This is a genomic window from Sphingomonas kaistensis (genome assembly GCF_011927725.1).
In the GTDB taxonomy this organism is placed as follows: domain Bacteria; phylum Pseudomonadota; class Alphaproteobacteria; order Sphingomonadales; family Sphingomonadaceae; genus Sphingomicrobium; species Sphingomicrobium kaistense.
The window spans coordinates 2703732-2728060 of record NZ_JAATJC010000001.1; the positions used below are offsets into that span (position 1 = coordinate 2703732).

Sequence of the window (24329 nt, forward strand, 5' to 3'; positions counted from 1 at the left end):
AGCGGCCGCTCGTTCAGCTGCCGGGCTAATGTCCGTTTCCGACCCGATGCGGACATCTAGCCGTTCGAGCTCAGTGGTAGCAAACCTTCGATTGGCGTCGGGCGCAACCGGGAACGTTTAATATCCCGCTGCGCTCTAAGCAGATGGCAAAGCCAACTTATGATAAGCCGAGCGAAGTCGTCTCAGAGGACGGCAGGGTCTTAGTCGACGGGCCAGATCACGTGGGCGTCGCGCTCACTCCCGAGGCGGCTTTAGAAACAGGCGGCAGGCTGATCGACGAGGCTACCAAAGCAGCGGGTCAAGAGCGCTTCAAGAAGATTGATCACCGCCCGAAGTGAGGCCGATCACGTCATTGTCAGCTCGGGCGGTGATCACCTGGACGTTGGCGCGAACCTCATACTCGTGCGCAAGCTGAGCGTGTATCTGCCGGACAACCTCATCTGAGGCCTGAGCGGCTAAGGCCTGCTCTTGTGCAGCGCGAGCAAGCAGGTAATCCCGATCTTTGTGGCTCATCGCAGCTCCCCAAAAGGTGCAACAAACGCGACTTACTGACCGAGTCGGCTGCAGACCAATAAACCCATGCAGCACGGCCTTTGCAATGTAAGTTGTAGGAGACCGGAAGGGCTCTCCTAGCTTTGGGTCATAGCAGAAGTCGTTGAGGTTTCGACTTCACCCTCGATGCTACGAAGGTCTGCTTCGATCTCATCGGCAGTTTGGGTAACCAGCTCGACGACCGAATTGTCATGAGCAATGGCGGCGACACGGCGAAGCCGTATCAACCGCTGCTTCATGTTATCGATAAGCTTCTGGTCCATCTATCATCCAAGCGTTCAACGCAGCTCATTGCGAAACAACCGAACCACGTTACAGTTCGCTGCTATCTGTCAGAAGTGATCTGATTACAGGGTGATCTCCTTGCCATACCTCCTAAAGGCCGTATCAGGCTCCGTGGGGTGGGTGTCGTCTGACTAGTTCAGCTAATGTCGAGTTGCCGGTGGATCTGGAAAGCACCGCTGAGGAAACACGCCTCCGCCTTCTGGTGAATGCCGTCACGGATTACGCGATCTACATGCTGGATCGCGAGGGTCGAGTGAGCACGTGGAACCCTGGAGCGGAGCGGTTCAAAGGCTACTCCCGCGACGAGATACTGGGTCAGCATTTCTCCAACTTCTATACGGACGAGGATCGTGCAGCTGACCTCCCGTCGCGAGCCTTGAGGATCGCAGCGCGCGAAGGTCACTTCGAGGCGGAAGGTTGGCGCGTCCGCAAGGACGGAAGCCGTTTCTGGGCGCACGTGGTTGTTGACCCCATCCGTGACGATGAGGGGAAGCTGACGGGCTTCGCCAAGGTCACTCGCGATGTCACCAGGCGCCGCGAACAGGAAATCGCTCTCTACGAAAGCGAGCAGCGCTTCAGGCTCTTGGTTCAGGGCGTTCGAGACTGCGCCATTTATATGCTCGACACCGAAGGTCGCATCTCAAATTGGAATTCTGGTGCCGAGCTCATTAAGGGTTATTCGCACGACGAGGTCGTCGGTCAGCATTTCTCCCGCTTCTACACCGAGGAAGATCGTGCTGCCGGGGAGCCTCAACACGCCCTTCGAACCGCTCTGAGTGAAGGCAAGTACGAGCGTGAAGCTTGGCGTGTGAAGAAGGATGGGTCGCTCTTCTGGGCGCATGTCCTGATCGATCCAATCTTCGACGATGACGGTAAGCACGTCGGCTTCGCCAAAGTCACAAGGGATGTGACCGAGAGAAAGCGGTCACAAGAGCAGCTGGAGGAAACACAAAGCGCCCTCGCTCAAGCCCAGAAGCTTCAGGCGCTTGGTGAACTGGCCGGAGGCGTGGCACACGACTTCAACAACCTCATGACCGTAGTCGTGGGCTCGGCGGACTTCCTGCGGCGTCGGCCCGATCTGCCAGAAGCTAAGCGCCAGCAGTATGTGAACGCGATCCACTCCACGGCGCTCAGAGCCACAAAGCTCACTGATCAGCTACTCGCCTTCAGCCGGCGTCGCCCGCTGCAATTGGAGGTGATTGACGCCAACGAGGCAATTGACGGCCTTGCCGATCTCCTTCGGAGAACCCTTGGAAGTCGCATTGACCTCAAGGTGGCACTAGATCCGGGTGCCGGCAGGATTGAAGTTGACGCAGCTCAGCTAGACAATGCGGTTCTCAACGCGGCAGTGAATGCTAGAGACGCGATGCCAAATGGCGGCACGCTGACTGTCGCCACTCATCGAGAAGCCTATCTCGAAGGTGATCGCGTTCGCATCACTATAACCGATACGGGGCTCGGCATGCCTGAGCGTGTTATTGCTCGCGCCTTCGAGCCCTTCTTCACCACCAAAGGTGTCGGTGAGGGTACCGGCCTAGGTCTCTCCCAAATCCACGGGTTTGCGGCTCAAGCAGGTGGCCATGCGGAGATCTTGTCCAAGGAGGGCGAGGGTACGACAATATCGATCCTTCTTCCCTCCTCGATCAAGGAGCTCACGGCCGCCGATCTGTCTGACGGCTCGACTCAGCTGCCGTCCGGCTTGCGGGTCCTGCTGGTTGAAGACAATCCTCAGGTGCGATCCTTCGCTACTGATCTGCTGCTCGATCTTGGATGCGAGGTTCACCCGGTGGGCTCTGCCGAGGAGGCACTTGGCAGCCTTCGAAGCTTCGGGACTCATGTGGTACTCTCTGACATCGTTATGCCTGGCATGAGCGGTATCGACTTGGCCAAACAGATCGCCAGTGAGCACCCTTCTGTCCCCGTGGTCTTGGCAACAGGCTACAGCGAGCAGGCAGCGCAGGGTTTGGGTAGTATACCTGTCGTGCTTAAGCCCTACTCGGCAGCAGAGCTAAGCGCGGCGCTGAAAGGGGCTTTAGGAAGAGCTAGTTTACATCCTAATGACACTGGCCCTTCTCTGTGATTGCACTGCAAGCAAACGCCGGAGCCTGCGAGCCTGCAAGCCACTTTTCTCCTTACGGCCACGCCGCGTGAGTCAGCCGACCGCTTCAGATGTCTGCTAACCACCCTTTGAGACCTTGAACCCTCCTCAGGTCACCGATTCAGTTCTGGCTGCCTCGTTGCGGACCTTGCAGTGCGCGACCTCCTCAAGAGCGGCGGCCAAGCCGTCGAAATGCTCTGCACTACTTAGGTGACGCAATCTAACTTGTGGCAATTCGCATGCCGCTGCCTTCGCGCGAGCTTCCGTCGCCAACGCGCGATATTGATCAATAGGCGATAACATTCGGCCTCCGTTCTTTGACAATTCTTCGAGGGCGTAAGCGGTCGATCACTAAGGAATGGCAAGCGTCTCCGCAGGCGGTAGGTGCAATGTTGTAAAAAGGGGAAAGGGACAAAGTCTGCGGACTGTCTGCTTAGGTCCGACCATTCATTCTAGACATTGGGGCTCACCCGCTCCGATGAGCTCGAACCCCCAACCTTCGGGTTCGAAGCCCGACGCTCTGTTCAGTTGAGCTAGGAGCGGTGCACCGAGTTGGCCTGGCCACTTGGGGACGCCAATGGCTCTGATCTCGCCCATCGGCTTTCGTCCGAGCGCTCGATGATTGATCCGCAGTCGTCACACAGCGCGGTGAATCGATTGGCCCTGCGGACGATCGAGGTCAACATCGGCCGATGGATGTTGAAGAGGCACCGCAGGCTCATGGCACTCACGTAAGGAAGAAGCGGCTTCTTGGAAGGTCTAACTGGCTGCCATCGCTAAGAACTTTGCGGCTGTTGCTTGAGAGCGCCGCTGCCCTCCTGACTTCTGCATTGCGTGATTGGCGGACATTCGAAACAGCTGCTTAGCTCACATAATCGAAGCGTAATCCTGCTCGACCACCAATCGCCCATCGCACCTGCGCTCCAAAGGTGCCAATCTTCGGCAACGTCACCACGAAGCACTCACCGATCTTGAAGTCGCCGATGATGCAGCAGCCCTGCTCTGAGACATTCTCGAACACCGCAGGCTCCACACCGTATCCGCTGCGGCTTGCGAAGCCCTGAAGGCGTTTCGCAACTCTTGGCGATCTGGGCTGAAGGCCATCTGCAGACACGACATTCTCTCCGGCAATGAACGCTCTAAGGCTGCGCAGCGTAGAGGCATTGCCAGAAAACAAACTAGAAATTAGTTAATCTATGTGAAGGGAGCGCTATTGGCCGATGGAGGTAACGATCTTAGACCGCGACAAACGCATCAGCGTTAATCTCGCTGGAGACCTGACCACTGAGGACGGCGTTGTTGTCGCTGTGCGCGTTCTGGATCTGTCTGCTTCTGGCTTCCGCTTAGTCGCTGACGACGAGCTTTTGCTAGGAGAGCGTGTGTTACTCCGCATTGGCCGCGGAGACGGTATGCCCGCCACCGTCAAATGGGTAGTTGGTCGGGAAGTTGGAGGCAGCTTTCTGCAAAAAGCGAAGACCGTCCTCTAGACCGTTTTGCTTGGGCGTCGGGCAATCCGATGGTGTCCCTGCTCGTGGCTTTTCGCGTGCAGGTGAGAGCGCCTCGCCTGGACGGCCGCGTAGCGGCACTTCCATGCGGCATGCTGCGCGAAACGCGAGGGAGAAGCTAATTTAGAATCGCGAGGGCGTTGCAAACTCTGCTTACCGTGGGCTCAGTTCTCGCGATTTTAACGCGGCGGAAAGGTGCACGTAGGCATCCTCTGTCAACGCTTCCCGTATTTGTTCCGGCAACCGGGAAGCAAATTGTGTCACACCCGACGCCCTTCGGAACGGATGGAAACTCGCTTTGTTCGGAAACCTTGCTCGTAAGACGCAGTTGCCAAGCGTCCCCCGAGGGGAGGCTTTGCTCCTCATGCAGACCTTCGAAGAGTCGGCGCAGGGCTGGTTCTGGTCGATAGATGCCGGCGGATGCGTGGTCTACATCAGTGAGAATGTCGCTGAGATGCTTGGCACAACGGCGACGAAGCTTGTCGGAGAGCGCTTCTCCGACATTTTCGTCTCCGAAGAGGATGGCAGCGGACGGAAGAACCTGCCGTTCTTGCTGACTAAGCGTTCGGCCTTCGACGGTGTGACCCTAATGCCCGCTGGCGACAAAGCCGAGCATTTCTGGGTCGCATCAGGCCGGCCGCAGTTTGAGCGCTCGGGCGAATTCGTCGGTTTTCGCGGCAGCGCAATCGATACTACCAGCCAACGCCGCTCGTCTGCACACGCTTCGCGCCTTTCCGACTATGATGCGCTGACCGAGCTTCCGAACCGACGGAAGATGGAGGAATTCCTAGATAAAGTCCTCGACGGCGCGGAGCATCATCTACGGCCATGCACGGTCATGCTGGTCGATCTTGACCGGTTCAAACAAGTGAATGACACCCTAGGCCATCCTGCAGGCGACGTGCTGCTCAAACAGGTCGCTGGACGCTTGGTTCGCATTGTTGGCGACAAGGAACGAGTATTCCGGCTTGGCGGCGACGAGTTCCAAGTCGTGCTTCCGAGCTGTGCCGACCGGAAGCAGATTGACGCGCTGGCCTCCGACATCATCCATGGGCTCTCACAGCCATACTCGATTGGCGGAAGCCGATGCATCATCGGCGCATCGATCGGAATGGCGGTCTGCCCAGAGGACGGCACCTCACGGGCCGGTCTTATGCGAAATGCCGATCTGGCACTCTACGCTTCGAAATCTGATGGCCGTGGACGTTCCAAGTTCTTCTCAACCGACCTGCTCGCCTCTGCAGAGCGAAAGCGCGCGCTTGAGGAGGATCTCCGAGACGCACTCGTCCGGAACGAGATAAGGTTGGTCTACCAGCCGCTCGTGCACTGCCAATCAAACCGCATCACGGGGGTAGAAGCCTTGATGCGCTGGGACCACCCGAATGAAGGACCGATATCGCCGTCCGTCTTCATTCCCATTGCGGAAGAAGCCGGCCTGGTCGGCCGATTGGGCGACTGGGCGCTGCGCAAGGCGTGCGAGGATGCAGCGCGCTGGCCCGGCAATCTGCGGGTCGCGGTCAACGTGTCGCCATCGCAATTCTCTGACGGGACGTTGCCACATACGGTCGTCTCAGCTCTAGCTACCAGCGGGCTTTCAGCCGATCAGCTTGAACTTGAGATCACGGAGGGCGTGTTCCTTGGCGACACGGCTGCCGCCGCGAACATGTTCGCTACGCTCAAAAAGATAGGCGTTCGACTCGCTCTTGATGATTTCGGCACTGGTTATTCCTCGCTTGGCTACCTTCGCAGCGCTCCCTTCGACAAGATCAAGATCGATCAAACCTTTGTTCGCGAAGCCACGCTTCCCGGATCGCGTAACAGCGCCATCATCGCCGCCATTGTCGCCCTCGCAGAAGCGCTCGGCATGGATACGACAGCCGAGGGCATCGAGTATCTCGACCAATTGGCACTGATACGGCGTCTCGGAGTCAGCCATGTGCAAGGCTGGGTCTACAGTAAGGCCTTGTCCTGCGAGGACTTGGTCGCTCGGCTTGAGGACGGCAAATGGGCCATCGAGCCGAATGGGCCGGCCATGCAGCGAAGCAGTCGTCAGTCAATGTTCCGCAAGGCGGGCGTCGTGCATGGCAACGTATATCGCTCGGGTACCATCCGCAATTTGTCGCGCACTGGCGCTCTGATCGACGGGATCAACGAGGTTCCAGCGCAGTCACTCGTAATCGTTGATCTCGGCGAAGGGCAGCTAAGCTTCGCGACAGTGGTACGCGCGGAGTCAGGCCATATCGGCGTCCGGTTTGATCAGCAGCTAGTGGATGACGGCTCCGGCACGTTATGCACGCGCCGGCGCATTTCGGCCTACAGCATGGCGACGCTGGAGTTGCCCAAGCCAGGGGATCCCGACCGCGTTCTCACAAGCGTCAAACTCGAAGAGGACCTGACCCAACTTGGGCGGAGGCTTGGGCTTGTCCCGCTCGCCTTAGCAGATGGCTCGGACACTGCATCACCCCCCCCGGTTCCGGCTACATTCCGCGAGCTTTCACGCGAATACCTTGAGAGCCTCGCGGGTGACGAAGGTGCGCTTGCAGCCGCGCAGGAAGCGATGGTTCAGCATTTCCTGCCGCGCTTCGGCCAACGCGTGGCGGATGGCAGTGGTTGGAAAGACGTGAGCAGGTTCATCGCCACGCTCGACGCCGCGAATTCACCGGGGCTGCGTCAGGAGGATATACAGCACTTGCGCAAGCAGGCTGCGCGCATGTGGTCGCTCGCCGTCGATATGCAATTGATTGGGACAGACGAGGCACCTGAGGGCAGCGAGCATGTCTTCGCCCGGCGCTCGCAGGCGTATGCGCCGATCTCAACCGAAGAGTGCCGTCAGCTTCTGATCGCCAGCCGAAGCAGTCCCAATCGGCAGCTGAAGTTCATCATGGCCTTGCTGATGCTTACCGGCGCTAGGACCAGCGAGATCCTGAACATGCGTTGGAGTGACATCAATCTCGAAGAAGCTACTTGGCACATCACCTTACCGAACGGCAGCGGTCGGCGCCGCCATCGGCTTACGTCCGCCGCGCTAATCATGCTTGGCGACCTGCCTCAACTTGGTGACTGCCCGTTCGTTCTCCCGAACTTGGCCACCCGCAAACCTTACCAGTCGCTCACAAAGAGTTGGGAGGTCGTAAAGCAGCGTGCCGATCTCCCGCACCTGGAACTCGACGATCTCCGCGATTGCAGTTTCCGTGAGGAATACTGGGAAGAGGAGTTGGCTCCAATCTTAACGACGACAGGCACTTAAGCGCTCAACCTCGCTCGTCTTGCGCGATGACGTGGTCAATCCCGTTAAGCCAATCGAGTCACCGAGCAGTACGAACGTCCGGTTACGGGTGCCAGCGCCGCTGGTCGGAGTGACCGTAATGGGCGCATAGCAGTCACTAACGCGAGCTCACTGCTGCCCTCCAACAGCAGCATCGGGGACGAGCCTTCGCGCACGCGCGTGAGAATGTTACGGTTTATGATCGTGCGCATGGTCCGCGGTGTCCAGGGTAAGAGCCAGAGAGTTTGCTACTCCCCCCTCCTCACTCTTCGTGCCGGCACGCCTTCCATCAGGCCTAAGTTCAGAGCTTGCATGCGACAACCTTGGCGAGTGCACCACAGGTATACCCTAGCGGCACGAAAACATGGGGCAGGATGGTTGTTCCATTTAAATTGACTTGTAGTTTATGGAACAGCAAGGTCGTAGCATCTAGAACCTATTGGAACAGGGGTGTCGAACGATGCTGGTTGGATATGCTCGGGTAAGCAGCGCAGGACAGTCGCTGGACTTACAGCTTGGGGATCTGGAGCGGGCCGGGTGCGAGAAGGTCTTTGCCGAGAAGCAGAGCGGCACGTCGGCAGAGGCTCGGAGAGCTCTCCAGGATGCCCTGGAGTTCGTGCGGGAAGGTGACACGCTGGTGGTCACTCGCCTTGATCGCTTGGCTAGGTCCTCCAACGACCTCCACAATATCATTGCCAAGGTTACGGCCAAGGGCGTCAAGTTTCGGTGCGTCCAACAGTCCGGCGTCGACACGGATAGCGGCATGGGGAAGCTCGTTCTCGCTATCCTGGGTGCCGTGGCGGAGTTCGAAACGGATATCCGCAAGGAACGGCAACGCGAGGGCATCGACAAGGCGAAAGCAGACGGGCGCTACAAGGGTCGTAAGCCTTCTGTCGACGCTGCAAAGGTGCGAGAGCTACACGCCGCGGGTTTGGGACCGTCCGCCATTGCCAAGCAGCTCAAGGTAGGCCGCACGACCGTCTACAGGTCGCTGCAGGTCTCTTAGCGGTCGCCGCGACTGCCCTCGCCCTTTTCGCTCTTTGTCTTTGCGTGCTGTCGCTGGTCGGCAGCAAGGCTGCGGCCCACGTCGACTAACTCCTTGAAGCGCCCCCCTCACCACGCCGAACATAGCGCTTGTCAGTGCCGGTATCGATTAGCTCGCGGGGCTTCGCTTCTCTCCTAGTCCGGTTGTTCTAAGTCAGGAAATCATCGAACACACACAGGGTGCCAAGGCAGCCTTCGAGCTAACGCACGCACCCAGTCGCAACTAGTTGCCGCGCGGACTGACAAGGTCGCCTTGACTTGGCGTATCGATGCTCTCGCGCCTGAGGTCTTCCTGCAGGTGCATCAGCATTGCGCGCATGAGCCTAGATTGCTCCCGAAGCTTTACTCTTCTTCCGCCCTTGTCGGCATTGCGGGCGGCTATTGCCTTACCTTCTGTTGTCCGTGGACCTGTTGATTGGGACCAGGGAGCCCACGTCTTGATCGCAAGCGATTGCTTCCGACGGCGCTCCTCGCTCCAGCCACTCGCTCGCGCCATTATTGGCCTCCAATAGTTCGTTTGGCGAACCTTCTGTTATTTCCGCGCGCGTGCATGCGCAGGTGCCTGCCGCATTGTTGATCTGCTGATGGCCGGCCGCAATGTTCGCCTGGCGCGTGAACACCGTTGGCGGCTTCTTGATCTCTGCCAATGCCTCAAGGGTCGCCCGACACTGTGCCTGTGCCTTCAGCGCCAGCCGCATGTAACGTTCGGCCGCGTCGATATACTCGCCCATGTTGTTGGATGATCGTCGGGTCAGATCGAGGAAGAGCAGGTTCAGTGTCGCTGCTTGTGCCACCAACATGTTTTCGGCGCTTGAGAGGTCACCTTCGCGCACCTTCAAAGCGCGGCGAGACAGTGTTTCGTACAGCTCTCCTAGGTCCACCTCGCCGCCAAAGGTTGGCTTGCCGTAGGTGCTCATGACCGCCGAATTGGCGAAGATAGAATCTGCAACCACTCGAGCCAAATGCTTCGCCGGTGCGTCTCGCTCCTCGGTGGGCTCGACCTTGTTCTTGCGCGCCATCCTACCTCTCAGTCTCGAGAAGACTCACTACCTTCACTGTGTCCTGACCTTTGGTGAACTGGTGAGAATGGGCATAGGACTACTACCCCCACCCTCAGGTGGAGGCAGTCCCAACCCAATCTGGCATGACCTTCGGAGCCACCGGAGCCAAACGGGCCTGCATGATGCCGGGGCGGCTCACGCAGTTGGCTGTCGCTTACGGGCTGTCCCCACCCGCCGATCCCCGCTCAGCCTTTCGGACTCGGGTGCTGCTAGATCGGCCCCCCCTGGTGCAGCAGGTGGCAAACGCCACGCCGTGCCGCCAGTGTATCAAGCCCTCCAGCACAGCGCTCAAGGTGTAGCTCGCCGGCTCCGCCTTAATCCTTGGCTCGCTCCGCCCTGCTCTGCGCTGTTCTGCTCAGGACTGCTCAGTGCCGAGCGCGCTCGCGCTGCTCGATGTCGGAGATCAATGTGCTCCGGCGGGCACAAACTCGGCGCCCGTGAGTGAATGTGGGCAGCTGACCGCGGTGGTGCATGTTCCACACCGACTTCTCGCTGCAGCCAAGGAACCTCGCGATCTCCTTGGCACCCCAGAGAATGTCGTAAGCGAGATCATCCGATCGCTGCATCGGCATCCTCCATCCACTCGTCCAGGAAGGCAGCGAGTTCGCCAGGTCTGAAGAAGTGTCGCTGCAGTGTCGGAAAGCGCTCCTCCTGATCGTTGGCGCTTCCTAAGACTGCAATATTGGCGAACGAAGATGGCGCGCAAGATTGATCGGCGCCAAAGGCGCCGGTATGTAGCAGTTGCATCCTGATTTCCTTAGGTCAGTTTGCCGGATCGCGGCGGCGGGGCTTCCATCCCCGTCGCCGTTTTCGTTAGCTCTCCGCGCTAAACGCGCGATCCAGTTCGCTCTTCCGAAAGAAGAGGCGTCGGCCTTTTCTTGTCACTGGCAGTAGGCCGTTCTCCGCCATGTGATAAACGGCGCGAGGCTTAACCCCGACATATGAGGCCGCTGCGGCAGCACCGGCCAAGAGATCATCGGCAAGCATTTCCACTCCCTTCTTCAAGTAACAAGAATATTCTTCTTCTTGCTTGCCATGGCATGTGCTCCGGTGCAAGAACAAAAATATTCTTTGGGGGTGCGCTTGTCTGTCGAGTTTGATTTCCGAGAGGTCGAGGAGGTTCTGCAGAGGCTCAACAGGATCGCGGAGTCGAAGCGCGTCGCCTTTCGTGGGCGTATCAAGCACCTTCAGCGCCTGGGCTTTCCGCGTGGAGCAAACACGGGCACGGGAACGCGGGTCCGCTATACATTTCCAATGCTACTGCAGCTCGCTCTCGCAACCGAGCTGATGCAGACCGGCATGAGCCCAGTCCGGATCGTGCAGACGATCAACTGGAGCTGGCATGACCAGATGGGAGGCTTGTTCTTCGCCATGCTCCCCAAGGCTATGCTTTCGCAGTTCAAGCCTCCGGTCGAGGACAATGACTTGGCTTGGGTCCTCAGCCCTGAGGGGCTTCGTGACCTCACCGAGGAGGGTGATCATGAGTCGGCTTACATGTTCGCCGTTCTTGTCTTCCCCACAGCCGAACTTCCCTCTCGGCTGAAGACGGACCCTACCCCGGTGATCGGTGAGGTCTACAGACACATCGTGATACAACTTCGCCCCTTCATGCAACGGGTGTTGGGCGCCATCCTTGGTGTCAGACCGGACCTGCGGCCGGAGGATCTTGGGAAGGCTTTCGAGAACTACCTCATTGATGAACACAAGCGAGTAGGTGACCTCGTAGACCTGCTTGATCGTCCGAAGAGACCCGAAAATGGCCGCGATTAGAAAGCGCTCTTGGATGAACGCTCGAGGCGAGCCGCAACAGGCGTGGCAGGTCGATTACCGCGACACTGCTGGCAAGCGCCGCTCCAAGCAGTTCGCCCGCAAAAAGGCTGCCGAGACCTGGCTTACCGAAGCGGCCTATCAGGTCACTCAAGGCACCCACACACCAGACCGGGACACGGTCACAGTCAAGAGCGCCGCAGATGCCTGGGTGAAGCGGGCCGAGGCTGAAGGACTCGAAAGGGCTACGGTGCAGGCCTACCGCGGCCTTGCCAATCATCATGTGGTGCCACTGCTTGGCCGCATCAAGCTTAGCCGCCTCACCCGCCCCGTGGTCGAGCAATTCCGTGACGAGCTGGTTGCCAGCCGATCCAGAGCCATGGCGGCTAAAGGCGTCCGGGCTCTCGCTAGCATCTTGCAGGAGGCTATGCGGCGTGGGCTGGTAGCTCAGAACGTGGCAGCGGAGGTGCGCGTGAGCCGGCCTAGCCGCGACAAGGACAAGGTAGAGATACCGACCCGCGAAGAGATCAGGGCGCTGCTTGCCGCCGCCCCTGCCGACTTCCACCCCATGCTCATGGTGGCAGTCCTTACGGGTTTGCGAGCCTCAGAGCTGCGAGGCCTGCGCTGGTCGGACATCGACCTAAAGGCTGCTACCGTAAGCGTGAACCAGCGCGTGGATCAGTGGGGCAACTTCGGTCCGCCAAAGTCCGCTGCCGGACGCAGGACAATCCCTATTCCGCCCAAGGTCGTGCAGGTCCTGCGTGAGTGGAAGCTGCGCTGTCCCAAGGGCGAGCACGGCCTCGCCTTTCCCGATACGAAAGGCGGCGTGCAGGTCCACAAGAATGTCCTCACCCGGCGCTACTATCCCGCCCAGAAGGATGCTGGCTTTGCCAAGCGCTACAGCTTCCACACCTTGCGACATTTCGCCGCGAGCAGCTTCATCGCCCAGCGGGTAGACCTGAAACGGCTGAGCGGATGGCTTGGCCACAGCACGGTGACACTGACACTAGATCGTTACGGGCACCTGATGAAGGACAATCAGCAGGACGCCGCGATCATGGCCGCTGCCGAAGCTCATCTGTTCGGCTAGTTGCAACATAAATGCAACACAGCTCGTGTTAGAAGCAGATTTCGGCCAATAGCCTGCGGTTTTGTAAACCGAAGGTCGCGGGTTCGAATCCTGCAACCGGCACCAGTCATCCCGGCGACTGCCGCGGCATCTAGCCCCGCTCGCCGGCACCCTGCGGCACCGGCGTCTGGCCGCGCATGCCGGCGCTGTCCTCGCGTACTTTCCAGAATTCCGACCCCCGGTTCCAGCGCGGCCAGTCCCGGCCGTTCGCAAGCCGCTCGCCGATCGCGTAATAGAGGTCGGCCTCCTGCAACGCCCCGCGCAGGTCCCAGGTCGGCGCCCAGGCGTCGCAGGTCTGGTGATAGCATTTGCCGGTGAACTCCTCGAGCCAACGCTCGCCCGCCGGCCGGCCGCCTTCCTGGAGGTCGTAAGCACCGGCCAGCGCCATGCTCAGCAGCACCGGCACGCCGCGCTTGGCGAGGGTGAAGTGATCGGCGCGATAGAACAGGCCGCGCTCGGGCTTGCTTTCGGGCGTCACCGTCCGCCCCTGCGCCCGCGCGCCTTCCTCGAGATAGCGCTCCATCTCGCTCTGTCCCTGCCCGATCAGCACCGTATCGCGGGTCGGTCCGGCCCATTGCAGGGTGTCGAGGGTCAGGTTCGCGACCATCTTCTCATGCGGATAGAGCGGGTTCTGGGCGTAATATTCCGATCCCAGCAGGCCCCGTTCCTCGGCCGTCCACGCAGCGAAGACGAGGCTTCGTTCGGGCCGCTTGCCGCCGGCGAAGCGGCGCGCGATCTCGATCATCGCCGCCAGCCCGAGGGCATCGTCGGCGGCGCCCGGCCGCACCGTCCGACCCTGCGTGTCGGGCGCCCCGAGGCCGTAGGCGTCCCAGTGTCCGCTGTAGCTGACGGTTTCGTCGGGGAAGCGGCTTCCGGTCAGCTTGCCGATGACGTTCTGGCTCTGGATCCGCTCGAGCTCCACCCCCGCCTTCGCGACGAACCTCGCCTTGAGGTCGATCGGCCGGAAGGCGGTGCTGCGGGCCTGCCGCTTCAGCGTGGCATAGTCATAGCCGGCGCGCTTCAGCATGGCCTCGGCGGCGGCCTGCTGCATCCAGCCCTGCAGCAGGACCGGTTGCGTCGCGCCCCTCGGCAGGACGATGTTGAAATTCTCGCCGCCCGCGCTCTGGACGACGTTCCAGCCATATCCTGCGCCTTCGGTTTCGTGGACGATGATCGCGCCGATCGCGCCGCGCCGCGCCGCTTCCTCGAACTTGTAGGTCCAGCGGCCATAATAGGTCATCGTCTTGCCGCCGAACTTGCCGGCGACCGGCTCGCCGGAAGCGGCCTCGAAATCGGGGTCGTTGACAAGGAACAGCGCGACCTTGCCCTTGAGGTCGACGCCCTTGAAGTCGTCCCATCCACGCTCGGGCGCGGAGGTGCCGTAACCGACGAAGACGATCGGCGCGCCGGCGATTTCGGCTGCCTGCGTGTCGCGCACGGTGCTGAGGTAGATGTCGCCCGGAAAGCTCAGCGGCGTCCGGGTCGAGCCTTGCTGGAGGGCAAGTTGCGGCGATTGCAGCTTGGTCCGGATCATCGGCACGGCCTGCGTCCAGCCGCCGTCCTGACCGCCGGGTTCGAGCCCCGCCGCCTTGAACTGCTCGATCAGATAGGCGGTGGTCCTGGCTTCTCCCGGCGTTCCCATCGAGCGGCCTTCGAACGCGTCGGAGGCAAGCACGCGGGTGATCTCCGACATCCGCTCCATGCTGATGCCCGGCGCCTTATCCGCCTCCGCACTGGCAGCTGCCGGCTGGGGTGGAGCAATGGCGATGCTCGAAGCCGGCTCGACCGACTGGCAGCCGCCAAGCAGCGTCAGGCCAGTCATCACCGCACCCACGCGAACGATCCGCAGCATCAAAACCTCCAGCACCCGTTTACGAGGGGCCTTCTGGGGGTTTGTTCGTCGCGGGGCTAGGGGGAGATCGGATCACCGCCGGGGCGATCCGATCCTCGCTTATTGCGGGCTCAGGCCGCGCGGGCCAGTTCGACCTGCTCGTTGGCCGCCGCCGCTTCATTCGCTTCGCCGGCCGGCTCGGCGACCTGCTGCACGCGATCCGGGAAGAAAGTGCGGCTGACGAACACCATCGCGCCCAGCGCGAGGTAGATGCCGACCATCGCCAGCGGCGCGAAGATGATCCCCGCGCCAAGCGGGATGCGCAGGAAATTAGGGTTGAAGCCGAGATCGTGGCCAAGCGCCTCGCACACACCAAGAATGGTGTCGTTGCGCAGGGCAACATTGTTGGTGAAATAATCGCGGCTCGGAATCAGGCTCATCATGTCTCTCCAAGGCGGTCGGCGAAGCGACGCTCGACATCAGGGATGCACACACCGTGCCACCCGAGGCTTTTGCTTGCTTTTCCGATGGTTGGCTGCGCTGTGCAGCCTCGCCGTTCGTTCGTTCTTCTCTTAGATTGGGATAATGCACCAAATTGTGAAGGTGCGATCGCCCAAAGGCGGTATCGGCCGGACCGGCGACACGCTCATTCTACCGACGGGCTGCAGGCGAGGATCAACGGCTAGACGCTGGCCCCATGGCTGTCGGCCAGCCGGATGTGCGGCGCGGTCGGCTCCAGCGGATATTTGTTGCCCGCCGCGCAATTGAACAGCAGCACCCGCTCGTCGCGCCCGACCAGCCCGCGCTCCAGCGCGGCGCGCCATCCGGCAAGCACCGCGGCGCCTTCGGGGCAGAGAAGCATCCCGTCGTCCCGCGCCGCTGCCGCAAGCTCGGCGGCGATCTGCGCTTCCTCGACCGCGATCGCGAACCCGCCGCTTTCTCGCACCGCGCGCAGAATCAGGAAGTCCCCGACCGCCTTGGGCACCCGGATCCCGGTGGCGATGGTCGCCGGCTGCTCCCACCGTTCGGCGAATTCGTCACCCTGCTCCCACGCCCGCACCATCGGTGCGCAACCGGTCGCCTGCACCGCCACCATCCGCGGCCGCTCGGGGCCGATGAGTCCCGCGGCTTCCATTTCGGCGAAAGCCTTCCACATCCCGATCAGGCCGGTGCCGCCGCCGGTGGGATAGAAGATGACGTCCGGAAGCTGCCAGCCATATTGCTCGGCAAGCTCCAGCCCCATCACCTTCTTGCCCTCGGCGCGATACGGCTCCTTGAGGGTCGAGACGTCGAACCAGCGCCCCGCCGCGGCACCTTCGCCGACCAGCCGACCGCACTCGTCGATCTGGCCGTCGGCGACCAGCACGCGCGCGCCATAGGCCTCGGCTTCGGCGATGTTGATCGGCGGGGTTTCCTCCGGACAGATCACCGTCGCCTCGATCCCCGCCGCCGCGGCATAGGCCGCCAGCGCCGCGCCGGCATTACCGTTGGTCGGAAGCGCCATCGCCTGCGTCCCGAAGTGCCTGGCCATGCTGACCGCCATCGCAAGCCCGCGCGCCTTGAACGATCCGGTCGGCAGCCGTCCCTCGTCCTTGACCATCAGCGACCGCACGCCGGCCTTGCTCGACAGACGGGTGAGAGGGAGCAGCGGCGTCTCGATCTCGCCCAGGCTGACCGGCTCGGCGCCCGCGGGCAGCGGCAGCAGCTCGCGCCACTTCCACATCCCCGGCGCACGCGCCGCCAGCGTCTCGCGGCTCAGCGCCTGGCCGACCCGCTCGAGGTCGTAGCGCACCAGCAATGGGCGTCCCGCGCGGCTGAGATTGTGGATTTCGCCGGCGGCATAATTTTCGCCGGTCAGCGAGCATTCGAGGTGGGTGACGAACATCGCCGGGGCCTAGCCCAACCCGCTCGACAAGACGACCCCGTCCAGCGACCAACGGCCATGCTCCTCTTGCGATGTTGTATCATTCACTCTAACTGGGCCGCAGATTTTCCCAGCCGGATTAACCTTGCCCATGTTCGAATTGCCGTTGGCCGTCCTCCTTGCCGCCACCACCTCCCCGACGGTCCTGATGTCGGCCGAAACCGCCGCCCAGCCTGCGCCGCGCAACAGTGACCATGACGCCCAGCAGAACCAGGACATCGTCGTCACCGGTATCCGCCGCAACCGGGAGGACGTGCTTGGCGGGATCAGCGTGGTGTCGGGCGAGGAGCTTCAGCGCGACCTCCGTTCGACCATCGGCGAAACCCTGATCCGCCAGCCGGGCGTGTCGGCGACCAGCTTCGGCCCCAATGCCTCGCGCCCGATCCTGCGCGGCCTCGGCGGTGAGCGCGTGCGCGTGCTGACCGACGGCATCGGCAGCCTCGACGTGTCGACCTCTAGCGTCGATCACGCGGTGGCGATCAACCCGCTGACCGCCGATCGGATCGAGGTCTTGCGCGGTCCTGCGGCACTGCTGTTCGGAAGTTCGGCGATCGGCGGTGTGGTCAATGTCATCGACAGCCGCATTCCGCGCTCCATGCCGGAGAGCCCGCTACATATCGACGCGCTCGGCACCCTCGGCAGCGCCGCCGACGAGCGCTCGGCCAATGCCCGCATCGACGTTCCGGTCGGCCAGAATATCGTGCTTCATGCCGACGGCAGCCTGTTCAGGAGCAACGACGTCCGCACCGGCGGCTACATCCTTTCGCCGGCGCTCCGGGCCGAGGCAGCGGCAAATCCGGATGCCGAGATCCGCGATCTCGCCACCCTCAAGGGCGACCTCCCCAATTCCGCCGCTAGGTCGTCGGAGGTCGCAGGCGGCATCGCCTACATCGACGGCGGCTTCAACGTCGGCGCGTCGATTGCGCGCTTTGACAATCTCTACGGCGCCCCGGTCCGCTATTCGCTCGATCCCGATGCGGAGGCGGAGGAGGTTCGCCTCGACCAGAAGCAGACCCGCTACGACGTCCGTGCCGAAATCCCCGTCGGCGGCTTCCTCGACCAAATCAAGGTTCGCGGCGGAGCGGTCCGCTATCGCCACGACGAGCTCGAGGACACGGGCGAGATCGGCACCACCTTCCGCAGCCGCGGCGAGGAAGGCCGGATCGAGGCCGTGCAGCGTACCGTGAACGGCTGGGGCGGCGGCTTCGGTGTCCAGTATCTCGACCGCCGCGTGAACGTGGTTGGCGAGGAGAAGTATCTGCCTGCCAATCAGCAGAAGCAGCTCGGCCTCTTCACGCTGCAGAATTACGAAACCGGCCCGGTTCGCCTCGAAGTCGGCGCCAGGGTCGAGCGCAGCCGTCTGACCGCCGAGGCCGATTCCGACCTCGGCAACCCGGCGCTGAAGCGCACCTTCACCAGCCTCGCCGGCTCGGTCGGCGGCAGCGTCGCGGTGGCCCCCGCCATTCGCGCCGGCCTCAATCTCTCCTATTCGGAGCGTGCGCCGTCGACCGACGAACTGTTCGCCAACGGCCCGCATGCCGGCACCCAGGCCTTCGAAATCGGCAACCCCGGCTTCGGCAAGGAACGCAGCCTGTCGCTGGAAGCCAGCCTGCGCCGCTCTTCGGGCCCGCTGACATTCGGCGCGAACATCTATCACACCCGCTTCACCGACTTCATCTACCTCCAGCCGACCGACCAGGTCGAAGACGACCTCCCGGTCTACTTCTACCGCCAGAGCGATGCGCGCTTCACCGGGTTCGAACTGGAAGGCCGCGCCCGGCTCGGCACGTTTGGCGGCGTGGAGCTCGCGGCCGATGCGCAGGCCGATTATGTCCGGGCGACCGTGAAGGGCTTCGGGCCCGCCCCGCAAATCCCTCCGCTGCGCCTGCTCGGCGGGTTCGAGGGCAAGGCCGGCGCGATCGATGGCCGCCTCGAAGTCGAGCACAGCTTCGCCCAGAACCGCAACGCGCCGGTCGAAACCGAAACCAAAGGCTTCACCCTGCTTAACGCTTCGGTGAATTGGCGCCCACTGCGGGAACGTCCGCAGCTGACGCTTGGGCTGCAGGCCAACAACCTGTTCGATGTCGAGGCGCGGCGCCACACCAGCCTGCTCAAGGACTACGCCCCGATCGCCGGCCGCGACCTCCGGCTCTCCGCGCGACTGGCATTCTAGACGGCACGAAAAAGGGGCTCGGCATCGCGGTGATGCCGAGCCCCTTTTCCGTCGCCACGGTCGCCTTACAGGTCGATCCCGCTGGCAATGGCTTCGAGCTTGCGGATGCGGGCCTTGAGGTCTGCCAGCTCGATCCGGTCGGTGCCTGAGGCTCCGGCGGGGGCGACCGGTTCGTCGGCCTGGGGTCGGCCAGTCGCCAGTTCCAGCTTGCGGACCTCGAGCCAGCCGGACCAGGCGCGGGAGGCGAACATTCCGGCGACCAGCAGTCCGGCTAGGACCAGCGCTCCGGTCAGTGCGATCAGGGACAGGTCGGTCATCATGCCTTCTCCGAGCGAAGCGCCTCGATCTCACGGGCAAGCGCATCGCTTTCGCTGTTGTTGATGTGATGGTCGATCGCCATCATCCGGCGGTCGGTGGTGTCGAGCTTCTCGCGCAGGTCCTTGACGCTGGCGCGCGGCGCCTCGCCCATCCGCTCATACTCGCTGCGCCGACCCTTGAGCTTGCTCATCGCGGCCGCTCCGACCAGCCCGCAGACGAAATAGGCCAGCAGCGCCTGCCAGAAGGTGACAAAGGTCAGCAGCGGCACCGCGACAAAGGCGACGCGGACAAAGGTCGGGTCGATGTTCAGCGAGCGGCCGATGCCGGCGCAGACGCCGATGAGCTTGCGGTCGCGGCGATCGAGGCTGAAGGCGGGGCGATTCATGGTCGTGGTCCTCACGGGAGGGAAAGCGGAACGATCAGGCTTCTAGCGCTTGATCAGGTTGAACAGGCTTTGCAGCGTTCCGGCGAGCCAGATGTCGACGGTGTCGAGCACCTGGCCGACCGGTCCGAGTTCGGCCTGGGCGGCAGTGCCGATCGGTCCGAGATATTCGAACCGGGCACCGGCCTTGGTGACGACCGGCTCAAGCATAGAAGGCGATCTTCACCGGGGCGGCGACAGCGACGCTCGCCGGGGCGATGGCGGATCCGACGGCAAGGCCACTGACCAGCAGGGCGGCGACGGCGGAGAAGAGAGTGGTCTTGATGTTCATGATCTGGCTCCTTGGATCTGGTTGGCCGGTCCGAAACCGGTCATGCCATTCATGTTGCAGCAAGTGTGCCAAACCCTGTTTTCCGCCATTGCTTGTGCACTGGGGATGATTTTCGCAGGGCTGGTGGTGACTTTTCCCACGCCGGTTGGTGCGCCGTCCCAACTGCTGCCGCTGGAACCCGCCGACCCTTCGCGCGTCTCTCGAAACAACTGAGATCATTACACACAGGAAAGGGTTACATCATGCTGGGCAAGATCGCCGGCGCCTTCATCGGCAACCGCATTGCAGGCCGTCACGACGGAGTGAAGGGCGCTGTCCTCGGCGCCGCTGCAGCCCGCATCGCTTCACGCGGCCTCGGCCCGCTCGGGACCGCGCTCGCCGTTGGCTATGGCGCCAAGAAGCTCATCGACTGGAATCGTCAGCGCAAGACCAACCCGAGCTATCCGGCGAGCGCCACGCCGTCGCAGCGCGCGGCCCGTACCAACAGCCTCTGAGCTGATCGCACCAATGAAAAAGCGCCGCCTGGCTTTGTGCCGGGCGGCGCTTTTTCTGTGCAGGAAAGGAAGGCGGGAGGTCCCCCGATGACAACTTACTTGTCGTCAGCGCCCTCGTCCGACGCTTCGGAATCGCCCTCGGCGGCGCGCTCGTAATAAGGCTCGACCGTGCCCTTGAGCTTGATCGTCATCGGCTGGCCGAACCGGTCGCGGCTCTTGCCGGCGGCGACCTTGATCCAGCCCTCCGACACCGAATATTCCTCGACGTTGGTCTTCTCGACATTGTTGAAGCGGATGCCGACTCCGCGGCGCAGTAGCTCTTCCTTGAAGTAAGGGCTGCGCGGATCGAGGCTGAGGCGGTCGGGCGGGGTGTCGGTGATCTCGGACATGGAACTGCCCTGCCCTTGGCCCAGCCCTCAAGTCAACCGCCATGCCGCAGTGCAGGATTGCCACGCGGCCACCCTCCGTCCTAAGCGCTGCGGCCGATGAGTGAGCCCGTATCCCCGACGCGCCGCAACGCCCCGCGCCTTGCGCTGCACGTGCCCGAACCGTCCTACCGGCCCGGCGACACGCCCGACTTCTCCGCCGTCCGTGTGCCCGCTGCCGGAAGCGCCCCGCGTCCCGACAGCAGCGCCCCGGCGTCCGAAAGTCACCCGCTGGTCAACCACCTTGTCCGCGTGCTGGACGAGGACGGTCGTGCGGTCGGCCCGTGGGATCCGCGGCTGTCGCCCGACATCCTGCGCAAGATGCTGTCGGACATGGTCACCGTGCGCGTGTTCGACGACCGCATGTACCGCGCCCAGCGGCAGGGGAAGACCAGCTTCTACATGAAGTGCACTGGCGAGGAGGCGATCGCCGTCGCCGCCGCCAATGCTCTTGACCGGGACGACATGTGCTTTCCGACATATCGCCAGCAGGGCCTGCTGGTGGCGCGCGGCTATCCGCTGGTCGACATGATGTGCCAGATCTATTCCAACGCCGGCGACAAGCTCCACGGCCGCCAGCTGCCGATCATGTATTCGGACAAGCCGCACGGCTTCTTCTCGATCTCGGGCAACCTCGGCACCCAATATCCGCAGGCCGTGGGCTGGGCGATGGCGTCGGCGATCAAGGGCGACAGCCGGATCGCGATGGGCTGGATCGGCGAAGGCGCGACGGCCGAAGGCGATTTCCACTCCGCCCTCACCTTTGCCGCCGTCTACCAGGCGCCGGTGATCCTTGCGGTGGTCAACAACCAGTGGGCGATCTCCAGTTTCTCCGGGATCGCCGGGGCCGAGCAGGCGACCTTCGCCGCGCGTGCGGTCGGCTATGGCGTCGCGGGCCTGCGCGTCGATGGCAATGACGCGCTCGCCGTCTACGCCGCGGTGCAGTGGGCGTCCGAGCGCGCCCGCGCAAACGCCGGACCGACGCTGATCGAGTTCTTCACCTACCGCGCCGAGGGTCACAGCACCTCGGACGATCCGACCGGCTACCGCCCGGCCGGCGAGGCGCAGCAATGGCCCCTTGGCGATCCGGTCGAGCGCCTGAAGGCGCATCTCGTCGGCCTTGGTGAATGGGACGACGAGCGCCACGCCGCCCTCGTCGCCGACGCCGACAAGAATGTCCGCGCCGCTCAGAAGCAGGCCGAAGCCATGGGCATCCTCCCAGGCCAGGGGTTCGACCGCATCGGCTCGATGTTCGAAGACGTCTATTCCGACACCCCGTGGCACCTCGCCGAACAGCGCGATGCCGCGCTGGGCGAGGCCCGCATCTATCTCGGCCGGGACGCCAGCTGATGCCCAACAAGAACATGATCGAGGCGATCAACGACGCCCACCGCGTGACCATGGCGGCCGATCCCGACGTCGTCGTGTTCGGCGAGGACGTCGGCTATTTCGGCGGCGTGTTCCGCGCCACTGCCGGGCTTCAAGAGCAATTCGGCAAGACCCGCTGCTTCGACGCGCCGATCAGCGAGGGCGGGATCATCGGTGCGGCGGTCGGCATGGCTGCCTATGGCCTGAGGCCGGTCGTCGAGATCCAGTTCGCCGACTACATCTACCCCGGCTACGACCAGATCGTCTCCGAGGTCGCCCGGATGCGCTACCGCACCGCCGGCGAGTGGACCATGCCGATGGTCATCCGTTCCCCCTACGGCGGCGGCATCTTCGGCGGCCAGACCCACAGCCAGTCGCCCGAAGCGCTGTTCACCCACGTCGCCGGCCTGAAGGTGGTCATTCCCTCGACCCCTTACGATGCCAAGGGCCTGCTGATCGCCGCGATCGAGGATCCGGACCCCGTCCTCTTCTTCGAGCCCAAGCGCATCTACAACGGCCCGTTCGACGGCCACCACGATCGCCCGGTCACGCCGTGGGCCAGGCACCCTGACAGCGAGGTGCCCGACGGCCATTACACCGTGCCGCTTGGCAAGGCGCGGATCGTCCGCCCGGGCAACGACCTCACGGTCATCGCCTATGGCACCATGGTCCACGTCGCGCTTGCCGCAGTGGAGGAGAATGGCATCGACGCCGAGGTGATCGACCTGCGCACGCTGGTGCCGCTCGACATCGCGACGATCGAGGAAAGCGTGAAGAAGACCGGCCGGGCGCTGGTGGTGCAGGAAGCGACCAAGACCAGCGGTTTCGGGTCCGAGCTTGCGACCCTGATCCAGGAACGCTGCTTCTACCATCTCGAAGCGCCGGTCGGGCGCGTGACCGGCTGGGACACGCCCTACCCCCACGCCTACGAATGGATCTATTTCCCCGGCCCGATCCGCATGAAACAAGCCCTAGAAAAGGTCATGGCAGACTAATGGCGACCTACCTCTTCAAGCTCCCCGACATCGGCGAAGGCATTGCCGAGGCCGAGATCGTCGCCTGGCACATCAAGGTCGGCGACCGGGTCGAGGAAGACCAGCAGCTTGCCGACATGATGACGGACAAGGCGACCGTGGAAATGGAATCGCCCGTCGCCGGCGTGGTTCGCAAGCTTGCCGGCGAGGTCGGCGACCAGATCGCGATCGGCTCGGTGCTGGTCGAGATCGAAACCGAAGGCGCCGACACTGCCGCAGCCGCTCCGGCCGAGGTCGAGGAAGTCCCTCTCGCCGACGGCGCCGCGGTACCGACGCAGGCGCAGGAAGAAGCCAATCCGACGCTCGACGTAGCGGACGAGCCCGCGCCCGCGCCCGCCGCACCGGCTCCCCAGCCGCAGCCCGATCCCGTCCCGGCGGTCGCGACTACGGACACCCACAAGACCCAGGTTCTGACCACCCCGGCCGTTCGCGCCCGGGCCCGCGACCTTGGCATCGATCTCGGCCAGGTGAAGCACCAGGGCGAGCACATCCGCCACGCCGACCTCGACGCCTACCTGCTGTACAACGGCGGTCAGGTTTCGGGCCGCGGCACTGCCCTTCGTGCGGACGAGCAGATCAAGGTCGTCGGCCTGCGCCGGAAGATCGCGGAGAACATGCAGGCGGCCAAGCGCCGCATCCCGCACTTCGCGCTGGTCGAGGAATATGACGTCACCGCGCTGGAGGAAACCCGCGCGATGATGAACCGCGATCGCGGCTCGAACCCCAAGCTGACGCTGCTGCCGTTCCTGATCACCGCGCTGAACAAGGCGCTCGCCGACTTCTCGATGATCAACGCCACCTATGACGACGAGGCGAACGTCATCACCCGTCACGGTAGCGTCCACATGGGCATGGCCGCGCAGACCCCGAACGGCCTGATGGTCCCGGTGATCCGCAATGCCGAGCGACTGTCGATCTGGCAGCTTGCTACCGAGGTTGCCCGCCTGTCGGACGCCGCCAAGACCGGCAAGGCTACCCGGGAGGAGCTCAGCAACCCGACCTTCACCATCAGCTCTTTGGGGCCGATGGGCGGGGTCGTCTCCACCCCCGTCATCTCTCCTCCCCAAGTCGCCACGATCGCGGTCAACAAGGTCGAGGAAAAAGTGGTGCCGGTGAACGGCGAGCTTGAAATCCGCAAGCGGATGAACCTCTCGCTCTCCTGCGATCACCGCGTGGTCGACGGCTGGGACGCGGCGAGCTTCCTTGCAAGCCTCAAGCCCCTGATCGAAAACCCGCTGCGCCTGCTCGCCTGACGCCGGATCAGCCAGTCTGCGGGAGTGGTGGCGGCGGCTTGACCCCGCCCTGCTCCCGCCGCACCATCCCCTGCCTCCGCGCTTCGCCAG

25 protein-coding genes and 1 tRNA gene are annotated in these 24329 nt (G+C 62.9%); 11 read left to right on the top strand and 15 right to left on the bottom strand.

The features are described 5' to 3' along the window. Positions 1 to 309: 309 nt before the first annotated feature. A complete protein-coding gene (locus GGQ97_RS13365; protein ID WP_168070317.1) occupies positions 310 to 513 on the bottom strand; it encodes a hypothetical protein in 204 nt (67 codons plus the stop codon). Between the two features lie 116 nt (positions 514 to 629). After that, on the bottom strand, positions 630 to 815 hold the full coding sequence (locus GGQ97_RS13370; RefSeq protein WP_168070320.1) for a hypothetical protein: 186 nt from the start codon (positions 813 to 815) through the stop codon (positions 630 to 632). Between the two features lie 179 nt (positions 816 to 994). Here GGQ97_RS13370 and GGQ97_RS13375 point away from each other — a divergent pair, with 179 nt between their 5' ends. After that, positions 995 to 2917, top strand: coding sequence for a hybrid sensor histidine kinase/response regulator (locus GGQ97_RS13375; RefSeq protein WP_342448541.1), 1923 nt, complete (start codon positions 995 to 997; stop codon positions 2915 to 2917). 487 nt (positions 2918 to 3404) lie between these two features. Here GGQ97_RS13375 and GGQ97_RS13380 read toward each other — a convergent pair. Continuing rightward, a tRNA-Arg gene (locus GGQ97_RS13380) sits at positions 3405 to 3478 on the bottom strand. A 319-nt stretch (positions 3479 to 3797) separates the two neighbouring features. Beyond that, positions 3798 to 3956 carry a hypothetical protein gene (locus GGQ97_RS13385; protein WP_168070322.1) on the bottom strand — a complete coding sequence of 53 codons (159 nt, stop codon included), beginning with the start codon at positions 3954 to 3956 and terminating at the stop codon, positions 3798 to 3800. A 199-nt stretch (positions 3957 to 4155) separates the two neighbouring features. On the opposite strand from GGQ97_RS13385, the gene GGQ97_RS13390 reads away from it, so the two are divergent. The 3 genes from GGQ97_RS13390 (at position 4156) to GGQ97_RS13400 (ending at position 8711) form a co-directional block, all read left to right on the top strand. Continuing rightward, the gene (locus tag GGQ97_RS13390) at positions 4156 to 4422 is read left to right on the top strand and encodes a PilZ domain-containing protein (RefSeq protein ID WP_168070324.1); all 267 of its coding nucleotides are present in this window, start codon (positions 4156 to 4158) and stop codon (positions 4420 to 4422) included. A 382-nt stretch (positions 4423 to 4804) separates the two neighbouring features. Beyond that, positions 4805 to 7687, top strand: coding sequence for an EAL domain-containing protein (locus tag GGQ97_RS13395; RefSeq protein WP_168070326.1), 2883 nt, complete (start codon positions 4805 to 4807; stop codon positions 7685 to 7687). 478 nt (positions 7688 to 8165) lie between these two features. Beyond that, positions 8166 to 8711 (top strand): recombinase family protein, encoded by a 546-nt coding sequence (locus tag GGQ97_RS13400; RefSeq protein ID WP_168070328.1) that lies wholly within the window; start codon positions 8166 to 8168, stop codon positions 8709 to 8711. A gap of 424 nt (positions 8712 to 9135) precedes the next feature. Here GGQ97_RS13400 and GGQ97_RS13405 read toward each other — a convergent pair whose 3' ends face one another. The 3 genes from GGQ97_RS13405 to GGQ97_RS14600 form a co-directional block, all read right to left on the bottom strand. Next, positions 9136 to 9768, bottom strand: a complete 633-nt coding sequence (locus tag GGQ97_RS13405; protein WP_168070329.1) for a hypothetical protein — start codon at positions 9766 to 9768, stop codon at positions 9136 to 9138. A 591-nt stretch (positions 9769 to 10359) separates the two neighbouring features. Then, entirely contained in the window at positions 10360 to 10557 is a 198-nt protein-coding gene (locus tag GGQ97_RS13410) for a hypothetical protein (protein WP_168070331.1), read from the bottom strand. A gap of 66 nt (positions 10558 to 10623) precedes the next feature. Continuing rightward, complete coding sequence (locus GGQ97_RS14600) at positions 10624 to 10797, bottom strand: helix-turn-helix domain-containing protein (protein WP_168071079.1); 174 nt, start codon at positions 10795 to 10797, stop codon at positions 10624 to 10626. A 96-nt stretch (positions 10798 to 10893) separates the two neighbouring features. Between GGQ97_RS14600 and GGQ97_RS13420 the strand changes: the two genes are divergently transcribed. Together GGQ97_RS13420 and GGQ97_RS13425 are read left to right on the top strand one after the other, a co-directional pair. Beyond that, complete coding sequence (locus tag GGQ97_RS13420) at positions 10894 to 11580, top strand: hypothetical protein (protein WP_168067059.1); 687 nt, start codon at positions 10894 to 10896, stop codon at positions 11578 to 11580. 13 nt (positions 11581 to 11593) lie between these two features. Next, positions 11594 to 12667, top strand: a complete 1074-nt coding sequence (locus GGQ97_RS13425; RefSeq protein ID WP_245197963.1) for a tyrosine-type recombinase/integrase — start codon at positions 11594 to 11596, stop codon at positions 12665 to 12667. Positions 12668 to 12797: 130 nt separating this feature from the next. Here GGQ97_RS13425 and GGQ97_RS13430 read toward each other — a convergent pair whose 3' ends face one another. The 3 genes from GGQ97_RS13430 to GGQ97_RS13440 form a co-directional block, all read right to left on the bottom strand. Then, a complete protein-coding gene (locus tag GGQ97_RS13430; protein ID WP_168070335.1) occupies positions 12798 to 14558 on the bottom strand; it encodes a M20/M25/M40 family metallo-hydrolase in 1761 nt (586 codons plus the stop codon). Between the two features lie 110 nt (positions 14559 to 14668). Next, the gene (locus tag GGQ97_RS13435) at positions 14669 to 14977 is read right to left on the bottom strand and encodes a PspC domain-containing protein (protein ID WP_168070337.1); all 309 of its coding nucleotides are present in this window, start codon (positions 14975 to 14977) and stop codon (positions 14669 to 14671) included. Between the two features lie 242 nt (positions 14978 to 15219). Next, positions 15220 to 16422 carry a threonine synthase gene (locus GGQ97_RS13440; protein ID WP_168070339.1) on the bottom strand — a complete coding sequence of 401 codons (1203 nt, stop codon included), beginning with the start codon at positions 16420 to 16422 and terminating at the stop codon, positions 15220 to 15222. A 130-nt stretch (positions 16423 to 16552) separates the two neighbouring features. Between GGQ97_RS13440 and GGQ97_RS13445 the strand changes: the two genes are divergently transcribed. Next, entirely contained in the window at positions 16553 to 18634 is a 2082-nt protein-coding gene (locus tag GGQ97_RS13445; protein WP_168070341.1) for a TonB-dependent receptor, read from the top strand. A gap of 65 nt (positions 18635 to 18699) precedes the next feature. On the opposite strand, the gene GGQ97_RS13450 is transcribed toward GGQ97_RS13445, so the two are convergent. Genes GGQ97_RS13450 through GGQ97_RS14605 form a run of 4 tightly spaced genes read right to left on the bottom strand, consistent with a single transcriptional unit; the run spans position 18700 to position 19665 of the window. Further along, the gene (locus GGQ97_RS13450) at positions 18700 to 18951 is read right to left on the bottom strand and encodes a hypothetical protein (protein ID WP_168070343.1); all 252 of its coding nucleotides are present in this window, start codon (positions 18949 to 18951) and stop codon (positions 18700 to 18702) included. Continuing rightward, positions 18951 to 19337, bottom strand: a complete 387-nt coding sequence (locus GGQ97_RS13455; RefSeq protein WP_168070345.1) for a PspC domain-containing protein — start codon at positions 19335 to 19337, stop codon at positions 18951 to 18953. Before GGQ97_RS13455 ends, GGQ97_RS13450 begins: the two co-directional genes overlap by 1 nt. A gap of 42 nt (positions 19338 to 19379) precedes the next feature. Continuing rightward, positions 19380 to 19544, bottom strand: a complete 165-nt coding sequence (locus tag GGQ97_RS13460; RefSeq protein ID WP_168070347.1) for a hypothetical protein — start codon at positions 19542 to 19544, stop codon at positions 19380 to 19382. Then, on the bottom strand, positions 19537 to 19665 hold the full coding sequence (locus tag GGQ97_RS14605; protein ID WP_257794173.1) for a hypothetical protein: 129 nt from the start codon (positions 19663 to 19665) through the stop codon (positions 19537 to 19539). The genes GGQ97_RS13460 and GGQ97_RS14605 overlap by 8 nt, the downstream gene beginning before the upstream one ends. 242 nt (positions 19666 to 19907) lie before the next feature. Between GGQ97_RS14605 and GGQ97_RS13465 the strand changes: the two genes are divergently transcribed. Continuing rightward, the gene (locus GGQ97_RS13465) at positions 19908 to 20159 is read left to right on the top strand and encodes a hypothetical protein (RefSeq protein ID WP_168067060.1); all 252 of its coding nucleotides are present in this window, start codon (positions 19908 to 19910) and stop codon (positions 20157 to 20159) included. Positions 20160 to 20254: 95 nt separating this feature from the next. On the opposite strand, the gene GGQ97_RS13470 is transcribed toward GGQ97_RS13465, so the two are convergent. After that, the gene (locus GGQ97_RS13470; RefSeq protein ID WP_168071081.1) at positions 20255 to 20539 is read right to left on the bottom strand and encodes a DUF3297 family protein; all 285 of its coding nucleotides are present in this window, start codon (positions 20537 to 20539) and stop codon (positions 20255 to 20257) included. 105 nt (positions 20540 to 20644) lie between these two features. Between GGQ97_RS13470 and GGQ97_RS13475 the strand changes: the two genes are divergently transcribed. From GGQ97_RS13475 to GGQ97_RS13485, 3 genes are read left to right on the top strand one after another with little or no spacing between them, the layout of a single operon-like run. Then, entirely contained in the window at positions 20645 to 21934 is a 1290-nt protein-coding gene (locus tag GGQ97_RS13475) for a thiamine pyrophosphate-dependent enzyme (protein ID WP_168070349.1), read from the top strand. Next, positions 21934 to 22947 carry an alpha-ketoacid dehydrogenase subunit beta gene (locus tag GGQ97_RS13480; RefSeq protein WP_168070350.1) on the top strand — a complete coding sequence of 338 codons (1014 nt, stop codon included), beginning with the start codon at positions 21934 to 21936 and terminating at the stop codon, positions 22945 to 22947. Before GGQ97_RS13475 ends, GGQ97_RS13480 begins: the two co-directional genes overlap by 1 nt. Further along, on the top strand, positions 22947 to 24239 hold the full coding sequence (locus GGQ97_RS13485) for a dihydrolipoamide acetyltransferase family protein (RefSeq protein ID WP_168070352.1): 1293 nt from the start codon (positions 22947 to 22949) through the stop codon (positions 24237 to 24239). The genes GGQ97_RS13480 and GGQ97_RS13485 overlap by 1 nt, the downstream gene beginning before the upstream one ends. Positions 24240 to 24329 lie beyond the last annotated feature (90 nt).